Below are 18,993 nucleotides of genomic sequence, written 5' to 3'. Positions count from 1 at the left end.
TTTATATATTTCTTTATTATTTTTGTTATTAGTAAACGAAAATTTGTGGGATCTTAAAAAATTTCTTTTATTTTAAGATCTTATTTAAGATTAAGTCTTTGGAAAAATTGTTTTAGCACTTATATTTTTGTGTTAAAAATGGGCTGTTTTTCAACAGTATAGTTTTTATAGTGATTTTACCAAAAGTTTTTATTAAAGTATTTTTGATACTTTTCAACAGGTTTTCCAACAGATCTGTTTTTTGCAGATATAAAAAAAGCAGGAATAAATCCTGCTTTTTGGGAAAAATCGCTTAATTAAACGCGCTTTTTGAACTCGTTGGTGCGAGTGTCGATTTCAATCTTATCGCCGATGTTTACGAAATCAGGAACCTGAATTTCAAAACCGGTACCGGCAAGACGTGCAGGTTTGGTTACTTTGCCTGAAGTGTCGCCGCGAACTGCAGGCTCGGTATACTCAACTTCACGAACAATGCTGATAGGAAGTTCAACACTGATTGCTTTGCCGTTGTAGAAGGTTACCTGGCAAACATCTTCCATACCGTCGACTAAGTAGTTAAGAACATCACCTAAGTTGTCTTTCTCTACGTCATACTGGTTGAACTCTTCGTCCATAAAGACATAAAGAGGATCATTGAAGTAAGAATAGGTGCAATCTTTGTGCTCTAAGATGACATCTTCAAGACGATCATCAGCGCGGAATACGGTTTCAGTACCGGCATCAGACAATAAGCTCTTTAACTTCATTTTGACAACAGCTGCATTACGGCCTGATTTGTTGTACTCGGTTTTTTGAACTACCATCGGGTTGCCGTTAAGCATGATAACGTTGCCGGCACGGATTTCTTGAGCTAATTTCATGAGTTTACCTTTAAAATTTACCTTGATTTAAGAAATATTCTTTAGGTTAACCGGGCTATTCATGCCCTAAACTTTGCTATTTTAGCATAGTAAAGCCTGTAAAAATCGCAGCTTATGAGTTAAGACTTAGTAAAAAATCGCAAAGATTATCGCTAAGCGAGCCTAGATTTTGTAAGTGTATAGACCAAAGTTTAAATATTTCATTGATGTTTTGCTCAAACTCATCGTATGAATCAATTAAAGGAACTTCGTGAGCATCGTTATATGCAAGCATTAAATCTTTAAGAGTTAAAAATGTTTCAGACGGTTTAACTACTTCTTCAAGTCGGTCAAAGAAAGACATCAACTTTAAAATGTGTGCATTGTCTTCCTGAACGTATATTTGCCATAAAAAAGGTTTTCCGCTTAACATTGCACGGACAATCGAATCTTCTCCACGAACCAGATTTAACTCAGATGACAGCAGATAATCGTCATATTCATCTTGTGAAACCATTTTTACTGCTTTTATAGATATTTTTTCATTTAAGTCAAAATGTTGTCCCGGAAGTATATTAATTTTTAATTGCTGATTAAGATTGTTTAGCGCTTTACCTTCAAAAACGGTGATCTCACTTTTTTTGGCGGACTTTGCAAGTAAAGATAATATGTCTTTTATATGAGAATTTTCATAAGAAAATAATGTTACTTTTCTTATTTCATTGTTTTTGTGATTATATTTTTTATTTTCAATTAATTTTTTTATAAATTTTTCTTCGGTAATAATTCCTCCGGTTTTTTTTGTAAATCCCGGGAAAAAGAAATAGCTTGTAAAGCCGTCACCAAAAGACGGACGTTTATGACAATCCTCAATCCATTTTTCAGCACTTAAGTATTCTAAATTGACTACTTTTACTTTATTTTTTTTGATTTTTTCTATAGCGTTTTGACAAAGACGGCAGGAAAAAGCCTGGATAACATATTTGCTTGGATTATAGTCATCAAGTGCGCTATCCCATTTTTTTATGTGAAGATTCGGGTTTTCCTCATCATTTTTATCTTTTATAGTATTAAGAGTTTTAAGGTCGTCACAATATAGAAAAACGTTGAAATTCTTAAGACTTAAATCTCTTGCCAAACGAAGACACACTCCCGCATCCCCGTAGTTATCAAGAACTGTACAAAAAATATCAAAACTATTTTCTATTTTTGTAATCATGAGCTTAAATTTGTTTAAAAAAAAATCGTTAAATAGGAGCATAAACAATTTTAACCGCTAAAACTCATTATCTTTTTTTTGTAGAGATGAGTTTATTTTTTGTATATATAATTATTATATTGATATGGTTAATATTATAGGTGTTTAATATTTAAATTATTCTAATATAAACATTTTAATTTAATTAAATCTGAGTTTTTATTGCTTTGTGCTTTCTGTTTTATAAAGTATAAAATTTATCTTCTGATAAAATTTTTTAACTTTATTTAATGCCAAAGAAAACTCTTTAAAGCCTAATCCATACCGTGTTGAGCGGGATTTTTAATAATGCGTTTATATATAAAATATATTTTTTTTTATATATAAATCAAAATATTGTTTTTGATTTAAGGCTGTATTGATATATCTGCGCTGCATTAGTAAAATTGCCGCGATTATCTTTGAACATACAAAAAAGGCAAAGTCCATGATTAGATTTATTGTTAAAAGAGACGGACGTAAGGTTTCTTTTAACCAACAGAAAATTGCAAATGCCATTAAAAAGGCCTTGGTTTCAGTTCATCCTGACGATGATGTAACACCTCAAGATGAGGAACTTGTCGTTCAGTTAACCGAAGAAGTTATAAATGCTATTGAAAGTGAAGTTACCAAGGTTCCTACTGTTGAACATACTCAGGACTTAATTGAAAGGATTTTAATTAAGCACGATCTTGCTGATGAGGCTAAAAATTTTATTTTGTATCGTCAGCAGCGTACTAATGTGCGTACCTACAATGCCGAACTTACCCAAATTTATCGTGATTTAACCTCTAAATCCACTGATGATATGGATTTAAAGCGTGAGAACGCCAATATTGATGCCAATGCACCGATGGGCCTCATGCTGCGCTTTGGTTCTGAGGGATCAAAAGATTTCGTTAAGCGTTATGTCTTAAAACCAGAGCATGCATTGGCTCACAGCAACGGCTCTATCCATATTCACGATTTGGATTTTTATCTTTTAACTATTAATTGCTGCCAAATCAGTCTAAAGAGTTTATTTAAACGCGGTTTTTCGACCGGACACGGTTTTTTACGTGAGCCGCAGTCTATTCAGTCAGCATCTGCTTTGTGCTGTATCGCCATTCAGTCTAATCAGAACGATATGCACGGCGGTCAATCTATTCCTATGTTTGAGTATGATTTGGCCCCTTATGTAGTTACTTCTTATATTAAGCATTTGTGCAAGGTAATTCAGATAACTTTGCGCGATGACTCTATTGATTTGTCTTTGCTTAAAGATTTTTGTCGTGAAGTTTACAAGGAGTTTGAGACTGTTTTAAGTGATGAGGCGGCAGTAAAAATCAAAGCAAAGGTTATGGATATAATCAAACCGTTCTACAAAGACGATGAAGCTTTGCAAAAAGACGGTTCTTATATCATGACTGAAGCTTATAAGCTTACTGAGCGTGAAACTTATCAGGCTATGGAAGCCGTTATTCATAACTTAAATTCCATGCAAAGCCGTGCCGGAGCACAAGTTCCTTTTTCATCAATTAATTACGGAACAGGAACTACTCCTGAGCAGCGTATGATTATGAAAAACGTGCTGCTTGCCACTGATGCCGGTTTGGGCGGAGGTGAAACTCCTATTTTCCCGGTTCAAATTTTCAAGGTAAAAGACGGTATCAATACTAAAGAAGGCGATCCTAATTATGATTTGTTCCGTCTTGCCTGCAAAGTTTCAGCAAAACGTCTGTTCCCGAACTTTTCATTTTTGGATGCTCCTTTTAATTTGCAGTACTATAAGCCCGGACATCCTGAAACCGAGCTGGCTGTTATGGGATGCCGTACCAGAGTTTTCGGAAATTACTATGATAAAACCAGAGAAATTATTCCTGGTCGCGGTAATTTATCTTTTACCACAGTTAACTTGCCGCGTTTAGGTATCGAAGCTCATGGTTCTATAAGCAAGTTCTATGAATCATTGGATTCTGTCGTTCACCTTATTTTTAATCAGCTTTTAGATCGTTTTGAGATTATTGCCAATAAGCACGTTTATAACTATCCTTTCCTCATGGGACAAGGCGTGTGGATTGATTCAGAGCGCCTTAACATGGATGACAAGATTGAGGATGTTATTAAGCACGGCTCTCTTTCAGTTGGCTTTATCGGTCTTGCAGAAACCCTTGTCGCTTTAACCGGTAAACATCATGGTGAAAGTGAAGAATCTTATAAGTTAGGTTATGAGATTATTAAGCACATGCGTGCCTTGACCGATGAGCAAATGGTTAAGACCGGACTTAATTTCTCGCTGTTCTCAACCCCAGCCGAAGGATTATCCGGAAGATTCGTTAAGATTGACCGTCAAATTTACGGATCTATTAAAGGTATAACCGACAGGGAGTATTACACCAACAGCTTCCATATTCCTGTTTATTACAATATAAGCGCAGCAGATAAGATAAGACTTGAGGCTCCGTTCCATGAGCTGTGCAATGCCGGTGCTATTTCTTATGTGGAAATGGACGGAGATTTGACTCGCAATGTCGATGCTTTTGAAAAAGTTATTTTATATATGAAAGAATGCGGCATCAGCTACGGATCGGTAAATCATCCTGTAGATCGCTGCCCGGTTTGCGGTTATGTCGGTGTTATTAACGACGTATGCCCTAAATGCGGTCGTCATGACGGTGAAGGTGTTACAATAGAAAGACTAAGCAAACTTGGCGTTGATTGTATTTGTCGCGGATAATGGTTTGTTTTTAAAGGAGAAAAAAATGGTAACAAGATTAAATGCCCGTAACGGTGTTGTTGGTGAAGGCGTTAAATTCGAGCGTATCAGAAGAGTAACCGGTTATTTGGTCGGAACTTTAGATCGTTTTAATAATGCAAAGCGCGCTGAAGAAAAAGATCGCGTTAAGCATATGCATGTCTAATTGAGGTAAAAGTTATGGATCTTCGGGTTCTTGATGATACTTATATTCGTATTGCCGGAGTAGTTCCCGAGTCCATCGTTGACGGCCCCGGTATTCGTTATACGATTTTTACCCAAGGATGTCCTTTCCATTGCCATGGCTGTCATAATCCTCAGGCTCAGCCTTTAAACGGCGGTATGGAAGTAAAATTAAGGGTTTTGTATGATGAAATTAAAGCAAATCCCTTAATTACCGGCGTTACATATTCTGGCGGTGAGCCGTTTATTCAAACCCGTCCTTTAATTACTTTATCAAAGATCCTTAAAGAAGAAGGTTATTCTCTGTGGTCTTATTCGGGATATACTTTTGATAAGTTAAGTGATGATTTTATGCGCCATGAGCTTTTAGATCTTTTGGATGTAGTGGTTGACGGTCCTTTTGTTCAATCTTTAAAATCTCTTGATTTAGATTTTAGAGGTTCAAGCAATCAGCGCATTATTGATGTGCAAAAATCATTATCTTTAGGTAAAGTAGTTTTGGCTGAAGGTTTTAAATAATTAATAATATTGCAGATAAATCACAGGTTAAACTTTGCCCTTCCTGTGATTGGGCCGTTACACTGCCTCCTTATAAGAAAGGAATAAAGTGTTCTTGCCCGCGCTGCGGAGCTACTTTAAGAAGCGGCCGAATTTATTCATTGCATCATTGTGCTGTAATTTCGATTGCGGCACTTATCTTTTTTATATTGTCTATTTTTGAGCCTTTTCTTTCCTTATCTATCCTCGGAATTAATCAGGAAATGCGGCTGATTTCCATTTTTACCGTTCTGCATACTAATTGGATTTTGCTGCTCTACGTTTGTGTTCTGTTTACTTTTTTGTTTCCTTTGTTCATGTTATTTACGATTATCGGTACCGGTCTTTTTAATTTAAAAGTTACGCCGATAATCGGTGAGATATATGCCTTCAGTCATCGTTTTTGTATGATTGATGTGTTTATTTTGGGAGTTTTAGTAAGTCTTATCAAGTTAACCGCTTTAGTTGAGGTCGAATTCCATAGCGGTTTTATTTTATCCGGTATTTTTTCCGTCATGATGATTTGGCTTTATACCAAAGTAAAACCTCAAGATATTTGGAATAAAGTAAAATCTGCAAATATTGATATTGTTCCCGGAATTTCAGGCAAAAAACAAGATTTATTGTTATGTAGGCATTGTTCTTTTGTTTATAATGCGCGTTTCTATAAAAGATGTCCGCGTTGCGGTCATATAGGACGAGTAAGAAATTACGATTGTTATCAAAAAGCTGCGGCATTACTGTTATCTGCAATAATTTTATATTTGCCTTCAAATTTATATCCGATCATGTTCACATCATATCTTGGAAATGAAACAGGATCTAACATCTTAGAAGGTGTTGTTACTTTGTGGCAAATGGATTCCTATTTTGTTGCGTGTGTAATTTTTTTAGCCAGTATCTGTATTCCGGTTTTGAAAATTATTGCATTGCTTGTTTTAATGTTTATCGTTAAATATCGTCGTTCGCAAAAGCCTCAATTACTATCAAAATGTTACAGAATTGTTTCTTTTATCGGCAAGTGGTCAATGATTGACGTTTTTGTTGTGATTATAATGACATCAGTGGTCAGATTCAGCGGCTTGATGACAATCGATCCCGGATTTGCCATTATCACATTTTGTCTTGTAGTTATTATCACAATATTTGCAGCTGAAGAATTTGATGAAAGATTGATATGGGATTCAATTGATGAAAGAAGAAAAAAAGCAAGATAGCGATGAAGTTGATTTAAGTAAAGCTAAAGAAAGTAAGGCACATCGTTTTTCCCTAGTGTGGGTTATCCCTATCATCGCTTTTATCGTTTTTGTGATCCTTTTATGGAATAATTCTTTAAATAAAGGTCCGCAAATTACGATTAAAATGCCTAGTGCAGAGTCTGTAGAAGAAGGAAAAACCTTAGTAAAGCTTCATTCTGTAACTGTAGGAAGAGTAACTGAAATCAAGCTTGATGATGATTATGACAGTGCCGTGTTAACTGTACAGATGGCAAAGGATACAGAAGATCTGCTAAATGAAGATTCTTTGTTTTGGGTGGTAAAGCCGCGTGTGGAAACAACAAGCATTTCAGGTCTTGATACTCTTATTTCCGGTTCTTACATAGAAATGAGACGCGGAAAATCAGATAAAATGTCCGCAACTTTTTCCATGCTTTTAGATCCGCCTACGGATATAAACAACACCAAAGGTATTGAGCTTATCTTATATTCTGACGGCAATAAACGTTTAAATCCCGGAGATTTTGTAACATATCGGGGGTTTAATGTAGGCAATGTTTTATCAAGCTCGCTAGATCTTGACAATAAACGCATCCGCTACGTGATTTTTATTGCAGATCCTTATACAAAGCTTGTAGACAGTAATACTAGGTTTTGGATTTCAAGCGGTATTGATGTTTCTATCGGGACTGAAGGAGTTAATTTTAATACCGAATCTATTAACAATATTTTACGTGGCGGAATTGCATTTGACTCCTTCTCTTCAAAGAAAGGAGAAATGTTAGCTCCTTTGAGTGAACATAACCTGTTTAAAAATCAGAATGAGGCTCGTATTGATTCTGCTTCATCCGGTATTTTATATGCAGTAATGGTGGAAAACGGATTACATAAAATCAAGCAGGGAGCTGATGTTGTTTTTCAAGGTATAAAAGTCGGTGAAGTAATTACCGCTCCATGGCTTGAAAATATTGACACTATTTTTACCGATTACAAGCAAATACCTATATTGATAGCAATTAATGCTTATGACAGCTCGAATCTTAATAAGATAAGGGAGTCTTTAGATAATAAGCTTAAACAGGGTAAATTATGCGCATCTGCAGTAGCATCAAGCTTTATAAGCGGAAATAATCAAATAGAGCTTAGATATTTATCAGATAGTGAAAAAGCTGTTTTTGCCGATAATAAAGTTTATAGAAATGTAAATGTTATTCCTTATCTTAAAGCAGGATCCTTACAAAATGAGATCTCTTCTTTCATAAATCGTTTAGAACAATTTGATGTTGAAGGAATATCGAATAATGTAAAAACAGCTTTGGCTTCTGTAACGGATGCTATGAAAGCCTTTGAAAAAAGCAATCTTGATGTTAATAAATCTGAACTTATTCAAAGGTTAACCGTTGCTTTTACAAATTTTAATGAAACGGTTAAATCTTACGGTCCTGATTCTGATACTTATAAGAAATTAAATGCTACTTTAAAAGATTTGGATAGGATTGTTTCAGAGTTATCTTTAACTGCGACAAAGATTGGAAATAAACCTAATTCTTTAATTTTCGGATCTGATAATAAAGATCCTATTCCGCTTAAAAAGCAATAAGAGTTTTTTATGATTAAATTTTATATAACTTTAATTTGTGCAATTCTAACTTTTGGCTGTACATCTTCAAATGAACAGCGTTATTCTTTAGTTGAGGATTTAAGTATTTCTGCCGTTTCGGAGAATTTGTATAAAGTTAATTTAAATATAAGCGGTGTAAGCGATAGCGGTGGGATCATATTACAGACATCCGAAGTTACAGTTAACGAAGCTTTATCTAATCGCTGGAGTTTTGATTTAGGAGATCAGCTTACCGTTTTATTAAAGGATGCTTTATATAAAAACAAAGTATCAACTGATTATTCTTTTGATGTTTTAGTATATCGTTTTCAAGGATCTTATTTAGGTGAAGCACAAGCTGCGGCACTTTTTGTCGTAAAAAATAAAAATGACAAAATAATTTTAAATAAGGATTTTACGGCGGTAAAAGATTTGACTAAAGACGGATATGCAGAGCTGGTTTTAAAATTAAAAGAAGCTTGGCAGGATATAACTCTTAAGGCAATAGATTCTTTGCCTTAAGAGTGCATATTATTTTCCAATACAAAAAGTACTGAAAATTTTGCCTAAAATATCGTCAGAGGTTACTTTTCCTGTAATGGTGCCGAGGTGATCTTGTGCAATGGCTATTTCTCTTGCACAGAGTACTAAATCACCGAGATCTAACATTTCAATAGATCTATGTAATGCATCTATTGTTTCTTTTATAGCATTTACATGGCGACGGCGGGCTGAAAAAACACCTTCTGCCGGAATTTCACCTAAAGCTTTTTTAAGTTCAGCTCTTAAATTATCAAGTCCTGTAGGGTTTTTGGTCGAGCTGCTGATTTGTTTATATTGAGAAAAGTCAGGGTTGTTAAGAAGCTTAGCGGTTTCCTTATTTTCAGGTAAATCACTTTTTGATTTTATTAAAAGTAAATTAGTATTATCCCCGAAAATTTCTTTAAGGCGCTTTAAAGTATGTTCTGCTTCAGGTGCCGGAGATGAAGCATCAACCATTAAAAGAACCAGATCTGCTTTTTTTAGCATCTCTATTGCTCTTTTTATTCCGATAGCCTCGATTTCATCGCTTGGAGTATCGCGAATACCGGCAGTATCGGTTATTGTTACGGGGATTCCGCCTATTTCGATATTAATCGACAATATGTCGCGGGTAGTTCCGGGAATATTGGTGACGATAGCTCTTTCTTCTCCTGCTAAAGCGTTTAGGAGACTGGATTTACCGGCGTTAGGCGATCCTGCAAGCACTATTCTGGCACCTTCGTTTAATTTGACTCCTTGTTTTGCAGTTGTTAACGATTCATCGGCTATTGCAATCAAATCATGCAAATCATCGGCTGCTTTTCCTGAATCAAAGAAATCCTCATGCTCTTCAGGAAAATCAAGACATCCTTCAAGGCGCATTCTGAAGGTGGTAAGCTTATCGGTAAGAGTATTGAGTTTTGCTGCAAACTCACCTTCAAGAGAAGATAATGCTGCTTTTGCCGCACTTTCTGATCCGGCGGAAATCAGATCTTCAACCGCTTCTGCTGCAGTAAGATCCATTTTTCCGTTTAAAAAAGCACGACGGGTGAATTCACCAGGCTCTGCTTGTCTTACTCCTGCAATTTTCAGCACTGAGCTTAATACTCGCTGCGGTGCGACGTTACCACCGTGTCCTTGTAATTCTACGGTGTCTTCACCGGTATAGGAATTAGGCCCAGGAAAGTAAAGTAAAACACCTTCGTCAACGATGCTTTGTCCGTCGTAAAATTTGCGAAAATAAGCTTTTCTTGCTTCAGGAATAATATGACAGACGTTTTTTGCAACGTCCAAAGCTTTAGAACCTGAGACCCTAATAATGGCAATGCCACCGCGCCCTGGCGCAGTGGCAATTGCAGCAATTGTATCTTCACAAGACATAATTACTTTTTGACTTTTTCAGCCTTTATTTGAAGACCTTTCTTTTCAAGAGATTTGTAAATAATAATCTGCTGGAAAATTGTAAAGCAGTTTGATACCAACCAGTATAAAGTTAAACCGGCCGGGAAAGTACAGAACATGAAAGTAAACACGAAAGGCATAGCCATCATTACTTTACGCTGCATCGGATCAGTTATCGGTGTAGGTGACATCTTCTGAATGAAGTACATAGTTACACCGTAAAGGAGCGGAGTTACAAAGTAAGGATCGTGTACTGACAAGTCGGCAATCCATCCGATAAACGGAGCGTGACGTAATTCAGTTGACTCCATCAATGTCCAGTATAGAGCGATGAAGATAGGCATCTGAATAAGTAACGGGAAGCATCCGCCTAAAGGATTAACTTTTTCCGTCTTGTATAAACGCATTGTTTCCTGACCGAGTTTCTGGCGATCGTCTTTATAACGTTCGCGCAGTTCCTGCATCTTTGGTGTAAGAAGACGCATTTTGGCCATTGAAGTGTATTGCGCTTTGGTTAAAGGGAATAATACTGAACGGACTACTAAAGTCAGAACGATAATTGAGAAACCCCAGTTGCCGATATAGCTGTGGATGAATTCAAGGATCTTGAATAGAGGAATTGAGATGAACCATAACCAGCCGTAATCTACGGTTAAATCAAGGTTCGGAGCAACTAATTCCATATTGTCCTGGTTCTTAGGACCGATCCACATTTTTGATTTGAAGTCATGCTCAGATCCGTTTTGTATAACGGTAGGCTCAGTACGAATACCGATGATAGCATCTCGATCTGCATTGCTTGAGTTTGAGTAAATAACGTTTTCCACGTTTTCATCGGTATCACCTATCCATGAAGCAACGAAATAGTGTTGAATCATGGCAACCCATCCGCCTTTGGTCTGAACATTAAGGTTTTGTTTTTCTTTTGACAGGTCGACTAAATCATCAAATGTTTCTTTTTCGTAGCGGGTTGAATCTGTTGAATATGCTGAACCGCGATATGCTCCGGCAACCATACCGAAAGCTCCGCTGTTTTGCTGCTGCGAAACATCAACTGTCTGTTTTAACTGGCCGTAGAAAGCCATGGAAAGATCTTTGCCGCTGTTGTTTACAACCTTATAAGATACGTCAACAACATAAGAATCACGGTTTAAGGTGTATGTTTTAACGTAAGTTACTCCGTCCTGCTCGAAGGTAAGGTTTACGGAGAGTGTATCTTCCCCGTCAGCTAAAACATATTCATTAGCATCGGTGGTAAAGGTAGGGCGGACCTTTGAATCAGGACCGTCTTTTCCTGTTAAACCGCTTTGAGCCAGATATACGAAATTCGGCTCGCTCATGAGTAAATGGAACGGATCGTCCTTGCCTAATTCTTGCTTAACTTTGCAAAGCTTGGCATCAACGATATCACCGCCTTTAAGATCAACGGTTAATTCAAGAGCATCGCTTTTAATTTTTATTAATTTGCCGGCACCTTCGCTTGCGGCAATGCTGTTATTGAATATTTCAGCCTGCGCTGCTTGTTCGGCAGAGACAGCTGCATGATATTTATCACTTTCCCATGTCCAGAACAGGAAAAGAGAAAAAATTAAAAACAAAATTAGCAGTATGTTTCTTTGTTGTTCCATTTTTTAACCCTTTAGCGGTTATTTTGGGTTTATATTTTTCTTAGGAACCGGATCGATGCCTCCCGGATTTAGCGGATGGCAACGGCAAATCCGTTTGGCTCCTAAATAGGAGCCGCGAATAAGACCCCATTCTTTAATTGCTTCAAGGGTATATTGAGAACAGCTTGGATAAAAGCGGCAATGTTGTCCGAGTAACGGACTGATGAGCTTTTGATAGGTTCTTATCATTAAGATTGCGGATTGTCCAAGCGGCGAGAGACGTGGTTCCATAATCTTTGAAGTGTTGAACTCAGTTCGCTGTTGCTGATATCCCCTATCTTTGGTCTGGCAATAAAAACCAGATCAGCTTTGGGAAGGTTGTCTTGTGAATTCCTGAAAGTCTCTCTAACAATGCGTTTTATGCGATTACGCCAAACGGCACGTTTTAAGACTTTCTTTGATATTACCAGTCCGAGCCTGGGCTTGTCGAGATTGTTGTTTTTAGCAAGAACAAGCATTCCCTGAGCACTGGCGCGGACAGGGTTTTTAAATACCTGATCAAAATCCCGAGAATTTAATAATCTTAATTCTCGAGGAAAGGTATTATTAGTCATTAACGGTTGTCAAACGCTTACGACCCTTGGCACGACGACGAGCCAGGACTTTGCGGCCGTCAGCAGTACGCATACGTACGCGGAAACCGTGGGTGCGCTTGCGTTTTAAAACGTTAGGCTGGAAAGTACGTTTCATTTAAAAATACTCCAAGAGACGGTTTTAACGTCTTTTTACTAAGGTTAATGCGATCAATACTTCAGATCGCTTTTGAACACGACATTTTACTCTTATATTAGAGTTTAGGTCAACACCCAAACTATGATATGATCTCATAACTGTATTTCACATTCTTTTACGGTTATAAATTCATGAATTATATGCAAGTTTGGCTGGACTCTGTCGCTGCAGTCGTCAGGTCTATGGATAATGAAAAAGACAAAGCCATCGTGCAGCTGTTTGCCACTCAGGTGCAAATGGATGTCCAAGACAATAAAATCCGTTTTTTATGCAATTCACCGGTGGTTTATAGCTTATTTTTAAAATTCAGTACGACTTTTTATGATGCCGCAAAGTCTTTACTCGGAAGGGAAGATTTAGGTTTGTCCGTGGAAGTCGGCGCATCGGTTTCTCCTTCGTTTTCACAGCCGGTTTCACAAAATGTTTCTCAGACGTCAGCCGTTCATAACGATGGTGTTTCAAGTCAAAATTCTGCTTATGATTTTAAGTTAAATCGTGAAACTGCAGTTCCCCAGGTTCAGGCGCAAAGCACTTACGGAACAAAGAATTTTCATAATAAAAACACGCGCAGCGGTAACATCAATCCGAATAAAACTTTTGAAAATTATGTTACCGATCCTGAAAATAAACTTTTGTATGCAACGGCCGTAGCCGTTGCTGCAAATCCCGGAACCTCGAATTACAATCCTTTTTATATTTACGGAGCTTCAGGGCTTGGTAAAACACATTTGCTTTTTGCTATAGCCAATCGTATCCGAGAAACTCATCCGGAGGTTTCTCTTATATATACCCGTGCCGAAGAATTTATTCGTCATTACGTTGAATCAATGGCACGTATTAAAAAGAATCCGTATGATGATGAAAGAATGCATTTTCAGGATTTATACACATCTTACGATGTGTTTATCGTGGATGATATTCAAAACTTCATAAAGGCTGATAAAACCCGTGATACTTTCTTTGATATCATCGCGGATTTTATTGATCAGCCCAATCGCCAGCTGATTTTGGCATCCGATGTTCCGCCGGGAAATCTGAAAAATTTCAATCCGCGTCTTACTTCCCGTTTCGGCTCAGGTGTTTGTTGCGAGGTTGTTCCCCCAAGTCCTGAAACCAGAGCCGCAATTACGCTTAAAAAGTGTAAAGAACTCAATGCTGATTTGCCTGATGATATTATTCAATATATTGCTCTTCATATTCGCTCGAATGTTCGAGAAATTGAAGGTGCGATAAAAACTCTTAATACGCATAAACAGGCTTTCGGAACTATTACGACCGAAGATGCGGTTAAGATTTTAGGCAACCTTGTAAATGCCTCTAATCAGATCTGTACCATTGATATGATTAAGGAAAGAGTTTCAAAAGAATTCGGTGTTCCTGTTCCATCAATGGAGTCGGCTGAGAAAAAGAAAATGGTGTCAATTGCCAGAGCTACTGCCATGTGCTTAGGGCGTGACTTAATTCCGGCTTTGTCTCTATCTGATATCGGCAGAAATTTTAATAAAGATCATTCTTCTGTTCATGAAGCTATTAAACGTACCAGGACACGTATAGAAGAAGATCCTGAGTATGCTTCACGTTATCGCCATTTATTATTGTCATTAAAGAAAGAATAAACAAACTTAAGAAGTCAGGATTATATTTATGAAGTTTACATTGCCTTTAGTTTCTTTTATAAAACATCTGTCGCAGGTTTCCGGCGTCGCCGGGGCTCCTGGCGGAAAAGACGACATTACTCAGAATGTTTTAATCAGTATTAAAAATAATGAGCTTACTTTTAAATGTACTGTTTACAGCATTGAAATGTCTGTGGTCATTCCGGGGGTTGCTGATGTCGAATCTGAAGGTGCCACAACTGTAAACGCGGCAAAGTTAAGAGATTCTTGTAAAAATCTTGATCAATCTGCTTTAGTAACTTTTGATTATGATGAGAGTAACGAAGTTTTGTTAGTTAGTTCCGGTACTGCGCAGTTCCAAATTCGTACTCGTAACGTGCTTGAATTTCCTACTTTTGAACATGAAGATGTTGAGCAGAGAATTGTTTTAAAGCAAAACCAGTTAAAAGCAATCATTGATAAGTCTATTTTCTGCATTTCAAACGAGGATTTTCGTGAGTATTTAAAAGGCATGCGATTTGAGGTTGACGGAGAAAATGTGTCGGTGTTTACCTCAGACGGTCATCGTATGGCAGTTATTGAGACTACGTTGGATGTGCCGCTTGCTCAGCCTTTAGGCTCAAATCTTACTCGTCGTTGTGCAGCAGAACTTACCAAGATTTTAAAGGACAGTGATGAGCCTGTTGAACTTGCTTTTACCAAGAATTCAATATCGACTTCTTGTAACGGATATACTTTAACGTCAAAGCTTTTGATTTGCGGATATCCTAATGTTCGTGCGGTTATTCCTAAGAGCATAGATGTTTCGGTTGAAGTTCCCAGAGCTGAGCTTAAAAATGCTATTTCACGTGTTAACGTTTTGTCATCTAAACGCGTTAATGCTGTTAATTTAGTATTTGCTGATGACAGACTGAATTTAAAAACAGAAAATTCAGAGCACGAAGTTGCAACTGAGTCTTTAAATATAAGCTACAACTTACATCCTATTGATATGTCTTTAAACGCAGGTTATGTCATGGAAGTTTTAAATGCTATTTCCACTGAGAATGTGCGTTTTTGTTTTGCAAATCCGATAGTAAGTACGCTCATTGAGCCTTGTTCGAATGATTATGAGTATGGTGTGCGTACCCGTTATATTATTTCTCGTGTCGTAGTTTGATTTAACTTAGCGCCTTTTACGGTGCTAATTAAATATGTTTTTATCAAGACTTGTCATAAGCGATTTTCGCAACCTGGAGATGTTGGATTTTAAGCCCGCTCCGGGTTTTAACGTTATATATGGGCCTAACGGGAGCGGAAAGTCTTCGGTTCTTGAAGCTGTCTCATACCTTGCTTTAGGACGGTCTTTTCGCGGATATAATTATCAATATTTGATAAAAAACGGTAGAAAGTCTTTTTCTGTCTTTGCATCTGTTAATGAAAATCATGCAGCTCTTACTGATAATATAGGTATAGCAAAAGGCAGAGGCGAGGATCTTCAGATTAAAATCAACGGGTCTAAAGTTCAAAGACTTATTGATTTGGTGGATAAGATTTGTGTTCAGATAATCCATCCTCAGGGAATTGAGCTCGTAACGCAAGGTCCTGAGTTAAGACGCAATTTTATAGATTGGGGAGTCTATTATTCAGAACCTAAGTTTAAAGATTTGTGGTTTAATTATAAAAGAGTAATAAAACAGCGTAATATCTTGCTAAAAAGCAAAGCTTCAGATTTTGAGATAAGTGTGTGGGACGATCTTCTCTCTTCTTTATCTGAAAAAATTGATGAGTTTCGCTGTTCTTATCTTGAAAAGTTAAATGTTTTTTTAAGCGCTCAATGTGAACAGTTTTTACCTAAGTTTTCTTTAAAATTTGAATTGCATTCAGGATGGAATAAAGACTTTAAACTCAGGGATTTGCTGGCGCAAAACCTTGAAAAAGACAGGGTTTTAGGATATACTTTTTACGGTTGTCATAGGGCTGATTTGAAGATTAAATCCGACTCAGTTTCAGCAGGTGCAACCCTGTCGCGAGGTCAATTAAAGTTATTGGTTTGCGCAATGAGACTTGCACAAGGTCTCTTATTGAAACATGAAACCGGCAGAAGTTGTATCTATCTTATTGATGATCTTAATTCCGAATTAGATAGCAATTCTCAAAAGATTCTGCTTGAGAATCTCAAGCAGTGTTCATGTCAGGTTTTTATCACTAATATTTCACGTGAGATGATGCTTAATAACGATGTAGATATATGCTACGTCGGACTTAATAACGGATTTTTAGAAAACTCTTAAAGAGGTAAAAATGTCTGCAGAAAACAATTACGGAGCTTCAGGTATTAAAGTTTTGCATGGCCTTGAAGCGGTTCGTAAGCGCCCTGGTATGTATATCGGTGATACCGATGACGGATCAGGCTTGCATCATATGGTTTTTGAAGTAGTTGATAACTCGATTGATGAAGCGTTAGCCGGTTTTTGTACAGATATTGAAGTAACTATTTGTGCCGACGGATCTGTAAAAGTCAAGGATAACGGTCGCGGAATTCCTGTAGACGAGCACCCTGAAGAGCATCGTTCGGCAGCAGAAGTAGTTATGACTGTTTTGCATGCAGGCGGTAAATTTGATTCTAATTCCTATAAGGTTTCAGGCGGTTTGCACGGTGTCGGTGTTTCTGTAGTGAATGCTCTGTCCGATAAGTTGGTGCTTACTATTTGGCGTCAGGGACATGTTTGGCAGCAGACTTACTTAAACGGCGGTAACCCGGAGGCTCCGTTAAAGCAAATCGGTGATTCTGATGCTACAGGTACCGAGGTCCGTTTTTGGCCTTCTCCTTCGATTTTTTCTAATACCACGTTTGATTATAATGTGTTGGCCAAACGTTTAAGAGAATTGTCTTTTTTAAACTCCGGCATCAAGATTATTTTGACTGATGAGCGCGAAGCGGGTAAATCGCATACTTTCCATCATAATGGTGGTATCGAAGAATTTGTTCGTTATTTAAATCGCGGTAAAAATCCTTTAAACAATAAGATTTTCCATTGCACCAAGATGTGTGAAGATCACATTATGGTAGAGATATCAATGCAATGGACTGATGCTTATAATGAGAGCGTTTTCTGCTTTACCAATAATGTTCCGCAAAAAGACGGCGGTACTCATTTATCTGGATTTAAGAGTGCCGTAACCAGAATTTTCAATAGCTTCCTCGAGTCTCACGGTTACTCTAAGAAACATAAGGTATCAACCTCTGGTGACGATGCCCGCGAAGGTTTGACCGCTGTTATTTCGGTTAAAATGCCCGATCCTAAGTTTTCGTCACAAACTAAGGATAAACTTGTTTCTTCTGAAGCCGGCAACGCAGTAAGCGGATGTGTTTCTGAAAAATTAAAAGACTTTTTGGAAGAGAATCCTGCCGAAGCTGATAATATCTGCATGAAGATTATAGAGAGTGCTCGTGTGCGTGAGGCTATGCGCAAAGCACGTGATTTATCACGTAAAAACGGGAAACTCGACATTAATTCTTTGCCTGATAAATTAGCAGCCTGCCGTGAAAAAGATCCTGCTTTATGCGAGCTTTTTATCGTTGAGGGTGATTCTGCCGGCGGATCGGCAAAAGGCGGACGAGATTCTAAATTCCAAGCTATCTTGCCTTTGCGCGGTAAGATCCTTAATGTAGAGAAAGCTCGTTTTGATCGTATGATTCAGTCTCAGCAGGTCGGTACTTTGATTACTGCTCTGGGATGCGGTGTAGGCAAGGATGAATACGATCCAGATAAATTCCGTTATCACAATGTCATTATTATGACTGATGCTGATGTTGACGGTGCGCATATCCGTATTTTGCTTTTAACCTTTTTCTACCGTCAGATGCCTGAGATCATCGAGCGCGGATACGTGTATATCGCACAACCTCCTCTTTATCGTTATCAGAAGGGTAAACAGGTTGTTTATGTGCAAAGTGATAAAGAAGCTTTACAGTATCGTACAACTTTAGCTTTGGACAACGCGGCAATTTATGTCAACAAAGCTGCTGCGCCTATAACCGGTCTACCTCTTGAATCATTGTTTAATGATTACAATAAGGTAATGACTTCATTACCTAAAATGTCGCTTAAGATCCATAAGGATATTCTTATTAATTTAATGTATTATCCATTATTCACCGCCGACATGTTTAATGATGAGGGCAAGGTAAAAGCTTGGGCAGACGGTTTTGTTAAGCAATTGCCGTCACAGCCTACAGAAGGCGTGTTTTACCGTTCTGAAGTTAAATATGATGCTGTTGAGTCTGCTTATTACCCTTCAATTGTTCATCATATTCACGGTATTGACTATAGATATAATTTAAATCGCAATTTCTTTGAATCTTCTGATTATTCTTTGCTTAAGTCTTTAAATGCTAAAGTATTAGATTTAATCGAAGCTGACGGTTATGTTGTATCCGGATCTAAACAAATTCCTGTGAAGAATTTCCATGAAGCCTATGAAGTTTTAATGAAGGAAGGTTTTTCAGGAGTTAAGATTCAGCGTTATAAGGGATTAGGAGAGATGAGTGCCGAGCAATTGTCCGACACAACTATGAATCCCGATACCCGTACATTGCTTAAAGTAAGCATTGAAGATGCGATTGAGGCTGATCGTCTATTAACCGAGCTTATGGGCGAAGAAGTTGAATCCCGTCGTGTTTTTATTTCCGAAAATGCCGATAAGGCTACTTTAGATATTTAAA

Annotated in this window: 17 protein-coding genes; 10 read left to right on the top strand and 7 right to left on the bottom strand. The window is 37.6% G+C overall.

Annotated features, from left to right (window positions below):
• Positions 1 to 296: 296 nt before the first annotated feature.
• Both efp and earP read right to left on the bottom strand, forming a co-directional pair.
• A complete protein-coding gene (gene efp / locus HMPREF9444_RS03360; RefSeq protein WP_009142946.1) occupies positions 297 to 860 on the bottom strand; it encodes an elongation factor P in 564 nt (187 codons plus the stop codon).
• A gap of 112 nt (positions 861 to 972) precedes the next feature.
• Complete coding sequence (gene earP / locus HMPREF9444_RS03355) at positions 973 to 2,058, bottom strand: elongation factor P maturation arginine rhamnosyltransferase EarP (RefSeq protein ID WP_187363644.1); 1,086 nt, start codon at positions 2,056 to 2,058, stop codon at positions 973 to 975.
• A 466-nt stretch (positions 2,059 to 2,524) separates the two neighbouring features.
• Here earP and HMPREF9444_RS03350 point away from each other — a divergent pair, with 466 nt between their 5' ends.
• The 6 genes from HMPREF9444_RS03350 to HMPREF9444_RS03330 are packed head-to-tail and all read left to right on the top strand — an operon-like array spanning position 2,525 to position 8,869.
• Positions 2,525 to 4,792, top strand: coding sequence for an anaerobic ribonucleoside triphosphate reductase (locus HMPREF9444_RS03350; protein WP_009142944.1), 2,268 nt, complete (start codon positions 2,525 to 2,527; stop codon positions 4,790 to 4,792).
• A 25-nt stretch (positions 4,793 to 4,817) separates the two neighbouring features.
• Positions 4,818 to 4,976 carry an anaerobic ribonucleoside-triphosphate reductase gene (nrdD, locus tag HMPREF9444_RS11315; RefSeq protein WP_148514346.1) on the top strand — a complete coding sequence of 53 codons (159 nt, stop codon included), beginning with the start codon at positions 4,818 to 4,820 and terminating at the stop codon, positions 4,974 to 4,976.
• 14 nt (positions 4,977 to 4,990) lie between these two features.
• Positions 4,991 to 5,512 (top strand): anaerobic ribonucleoside-triphosphate reductase activating protein, encoded by a 522-nt coding sequence (gene nrdG / locus HMPREF9444_RS03345; protein WP_009142941.1) that lies wholly within the window; start codon positions 4,991 to 4,993, stop codon positions 5,510 to 5,512.
• Positions 5,509 to 6,747, top strand: coding sequence for a PqiA/YebS family transporter subunit (locus HMPREF9444_RS03340; protein ID WP_083801111.1), 1,239 nt, complete (start codon positions 5,509 to 5,511; stop codon positions 6,745 to 6,747). The genes nrdG and HMPREF9444_RS03340 overlap by 4 nt, the downstream gene beginning before the upstream one ends.
• Positions 6,722 to 8,347, top strand: coding sequence for a PqiB family protein (locus HMPREF9444_RS03335; RefSeq protein ID WP_009142939.1), 1,626 nt, complete (start codon positions 6,722 to 6,724; stop codon positions 8,345 to 8,347). The genes HMPREF9444_RS03340 and HMPREF9444_RS03335 overlap by 26 nt, the downstream gene beginning before the upstream one ends.
• 9 nt (positions 8,348 to 8,356) lie before the next feature.
• Complete coding sequence (locus HMPREF9444_RS03330) at positions 8,357 to 8,869, top strand: PqiC family protein (RefSeq protein WP_009142938.1); 513 nt, start codon at positions 8,357 to 8,359, stop codon at positions 8,867 to 8,869.
• 9 nt (positions 8,870 to 8,878) lie between these two features.
• Here the strand turns inward: HMPREF9444_RS03330 and mnmE are convergent, their stop codons facing one another.
• From mnmE to rpmH, 5 genes are read right to left on the bottom strand one after another with little or no spacing between them, the layout of a single operon-like run.
• Positions 8,879 to 10,249, bottom strand: coding sequence for a tRNA uridine-5-carboxymethylaminomethyl(34) synthesis GTPase MnmE (gene mnmE, locus HMPREF9444_RS03325; RefSeq protein ID WP_009142937.1), 1,371 nt, complete (start codon positions 10,247 to 10,249; stop codon positions 8,879 to 8,881).
• Positions 10,250 to 10,251: 2 nt separating this feature from the next.
• Entirely contained in the window at positions 10,252 to 11,898 is a 1,647-nt protein-coding gene (gene yidC / locus HMPREF9444_RS03320) for a membrane protein insertase YidC (protein ID WP_009142936.1), read from the bottom strand.
• Between the two features lie 18 nt (positions 11,899 to 11,916).
• Positions 11,917 to 12,126, bottom strand: a complete 210-nt coding sequence (gene yidD, locus HMPREF9444_RS03315) for a membrane protein insertion efficiency factor YidD (RefSeq protein ID WP_009142935.1) — start codon at positions 12,124 to 12,126, stop codon at positions 11,917 to 11,919.
• Positions 12,126 to 12,491, bottom strand: coding sequence for a ribonuclease P protein component (gene rnpA / locus HMPREF9444_RS03310; RefSeq protein ID WP_009142934.1), 366 nt, complete (start codon positions 12,489 to 12,491; stop codon positions 12,126 to 12,128). Before rnpA ends, yidD begins: the two co-directional genes overlap by 1 nt.
• A complete protein-coding gene (gene rpmH, locus HMPREF9444_RS03305) occupies positions 12,484 to 12,627 on the bottom strand; it encodes a 50S ribosomal protein L34 (RefSeq protein WP_009142933.1) in 144 nt (47 codons plus the stop codon). The genes rnpA and rpmH overlap by 8 nt, the downstream gene beginning before the upstream one ends.
• A 173-nt stretch (positions 12,628 to 12,800) precedes the next feature.
• Between rpmH and HMPREF9444_RS03300 the strand changes: the two genes are divergently transcribed.
• From HMPREF9444_RS03300 to gyrB, 4 genes are read left to right on the top strand one after another with little or no spacing between them, the layout of a single operon-like run.
• Positions 12,801 to 14,285 carry a chromosomal replication initiator protein DnaA gene (locus HMPREF9444_RS03300; RefSeq protein WP_009142932.1) on the top strand — a complete coding sequence of 495 codons (1,485 nt, stop codon included), beginning with the start codon at positions 12,801 to 12,803 and terminating at the stop codon, positions 14,283 to 14,285.
• A 28-nt stretch (positions 14,286 to 14,313) separates the two neighbouring features.
• A complete protein-coding gene (dnaN, locus tag HMPREF9444_RS03295) occupies positions 14,314 to 15,444 on the top strand; it encodes a DNA polymerase III subunit beta (protein WP_009142931.1) in 1,131 nt (376 codons plus the stop codon).
• Positions 15,445 to 15,478: 34 nt separating this feature from the next.
• The gene (recF, locus tag HMPREF9444_RS03290; RefSeq protein ID WP_009142930.1) at positions 15,479 to 16,558 is read left to right on the top strand and encodes a DNA replication/repair protein RecF; all 1,080 of its coding nucleotides are present in this window, start codon (positions 15,479 to 15,481) and stop codon (positions 16,556 to 16,558) included.
• A gap of 10 nt (positions 16,559 to 16,568) precedes the next feature.
• Positions 16,569 to 18,992, top strand: coding sequence for a DNA topoisomerase (ATP-hydrolyzing) subunit B (gene gyrB / locus HMPREF9444_RS03285; RefSeq protein WP_009142929.1), 2,424 nt, complete (start codon positions 16,569 to 16,571; stop codon positions 18,990 to 18,992).
• Position 18,993 lies beyond the last annotated feature (1 nt).

The sequence above is a fragment of the Succinatimonas hippei YIT 12066 genome (assembly GCF_000188195.1).
Classification (GTDB): domain Bacteria; phylum Pseudomonadota; class Gammaproteobacteria; order Enterobacterales; family Succinivibrionaceae; genus Succinatimonas; species Succinatimonas hippei.
The sequence above is the reverse complement of the archived record's forward strand: the minus strand, read 5'-3'. Positions and strand labels throughout refer to the sequence as shown.